The 2,469-nt window shown below is 57.6% G+C and carries 2 protein-coding genes; both read left to right on the forward strand.

Going from position 1 to position 2,469, the window contains the following annotated elements; genetic code table 11:
• Positions 1–32 precede the first annotated feature (32 nt).
• Positions 33–965 carry an N-acyl homoserine lactonase family protein gene (locus AC1DPF_RS18900; RefSeq protein ID WP_477873097.1) on the forward strand — a complete coding sequence of 311 codons (933 nt, stop codon included), beginning with the start codon at positions 33–35 and terminating at the stop codon, positions 963–965.
• A gap of 753 nt (positions 966–1,718) precedes the next feature.
• A partial coding sequence (locus AC1DPF_RS18905) for a TonB-dependent receptor plug domain-containing protein (RefSeq protein ID WP_477962935.1) occupies positions 1,719–2,469 on the forward strand: 751 nt, incomplete at its 3' end.

Genomic DNA, 2,469 nt, shown 5'->3' on the forward strand with positions numbered 1-2,469 from the left:
GTATTCTGTAACACACCACTAGGAGTTATGCCGTGGCCAACTCATCGATCATAGGACTCGGTACCAAGCTGGATACTGATTATTCTATTTGGCCCTTGGCATACTGCCAATCTGATATGCCTCTGGATTTCGTTGCCGGATCCGGTCTGTACAGCAATGCCGGGACTGTCCGTCTTCCCATGATCTACACGTTGGTTGTAGGTGGTGAAGTCGGCGGCAAGCAGCATGTTGCGTTGGTCGATTGCGGATTCCGCAACGATCATTGGTTGACGCGTTACGCATTTTCAAGCTGGGAGGAGCCAAGCGACGTTCTTGGGCGTGTTGGCTTCAAACCCGAAGATGTTGATGTGATCCTCGTGACACATATGCATTTCGACCATATTGGTAATTTCGAAGCCTTTCCGAACGCTAAATTATACATCCAGCTGGATGAGTATCTTGGATGGTCTGATGCGGTTTGTGCCGCTCATCAGATGGAAACCGAGGAAGAAAAGGCATGGGTCTTTTCTTCTTTCGATCCGCAGGATCTGATCAGAGCCGCACAAGGCGTATCCGAAGGCCGCGTGAAATTCATTCGCGGTGATGAGGAAGTGCTGCCCGGCATAACGGCTCACCTGGCGAAGGAGAGTCACACCTTTGGGACGCAGTGGTTCGAAGTGCAGACGCGCAACGGTCCGTTCGCGGTGGTAGGCGACACGGTCTATTGGTACTCTAATATCGAGCGCATGTGGCCTCCTGGCTATAGCCAAGGCAATACGTTCAACCAGATTCGCGCATATCGCGAAATCCGCGAACTTTTGAAGAACAAGTTCGAACGCCTCGTTCCAGGTCATGATCCACAAATTTGGGATCGTCACTCGTCATGGACCGCGCCAAGCGGTAACCAGATCGCGGAGGTCAATCTGCGGCAAGGCGACACGTCGCGTCGCCCAAATGTCTCTGCTCAAAAAATCATTCACACATAGGCATCTGGAACAGTGGGTCAGGCGTTCGCTGTCGGAGCGCAACCGGATCGTTCTGCGCTGCGCCGATGGGTTGCAGGGCAAACAGGTTACCGCCTGACCTGCAACCCCGGTGGTTCCGCCGTCATGACGAGAGTCTTCCGGTTTGATATTCGTACTCGCCCGCCGTCGCAAGCGCGCCGGGTGTGGGGCAGATTCTACATCAAATCGAGGGATCCAACGGGGGGGCAGGTTAGGGGGCGTCTTGCCATGACCTCGGGTTGAGAGAGCAGGGGGACAGTTTGGTCTCGATCATGCCCGGTGCAACGGCATTTACCGAGATGCCGTCCGGCCCCGTTGCGCCGCCAGGTTGCACGCCAGCTGCGACAGGCCTGCCTTTGCGAGCAGACAGGCCCCATATATCGAAAGCGTCAGTGCCCGCTGCGGGATGGCCTGCTCAACGGTGAGATCTTCCACCGCCTTGAGGAGGTTCGTTGCATCACCGGCTGGTGACGCGCTCTTTCCGTCCGACTACGCCCACACAATAGCCTTGGTTACCAGTCGTGGTACCGGAAATGACCAGAAAGCGGATCAGCCGATCATCAATTGGGACCAATCATCGCAATCAGAACAAAGTAGTTCAAGCGATCAAGCCGTCCATCCTAACCGAAGCGACCGTTAAACCCTTATTCCTTTTCAATGTCAGCCCAGCGTGGATCGGCGGCCCCGCGATGGAAATGCGGGGTAAGCGTGAAGCGGATTTAGGCATTGCATTTGATGGGCACCGCGCACGCAACCAGTGAGCAGTTCCCATTCGCCTACCTGCGGGGTCGAGCCAAGCGCTGGCGCAGGGCGCTCATTGTGCAGGATGATTTGCTCTATAATTATCACTTAAGGGGAATGATAATGAGAAAAGATCTTGGAATGCGGGCAACGTTACTTTGCGCCGTTGCGGTTGGCGCGCTTGCCAGTCCCGCACTGGCGCAGGACGCGCCAGCCGCTGCTCCCATGCAGGGTCAAGCGGCCCAAGATCAGGCCGACGAAGGCGGCTCGGCATTGTCGGGCGACATCATCGTGACCGCGCAGCGTCGCGAGCAGAGCATCCAGAAGGTGGGCATCGCCATCACCGCCTATTCCGGCGACCAGTTGCGCGCGCTCAACGTGACCGATTCACGCGAACTGGCGGCGATCACGCCGGGCGTGCACCTCGGTGGCGCGCTCGCCGGCCAGAACAGCCAGTACACGATCCGCGGCGTCACCCAGAATGACATCAACGATATCGTCGAGGCGCCGAACGCGGTTTATCTGGACGACGGTTACATCGCGATCGGCCAGGGCCAGACTTTCGCCCTGTTCGATATCGACCGCGTCGAGGTGCTGAAGGGTCCGCAGGGCACGCTGTTCGGCCGCAACGCGACCGGTGGCCTGGTCCGCTACATCACGCGCAAGCCCAAGCTGGACGCCGTCGAGGGCTTCGTTGACCTGAACTACGGAATTCACGACTCCCCCGGATCGCCCACCGCATTCC

The organism is Rhizorhabdus sp. P4_G6 (assembly GCF_056401045.1).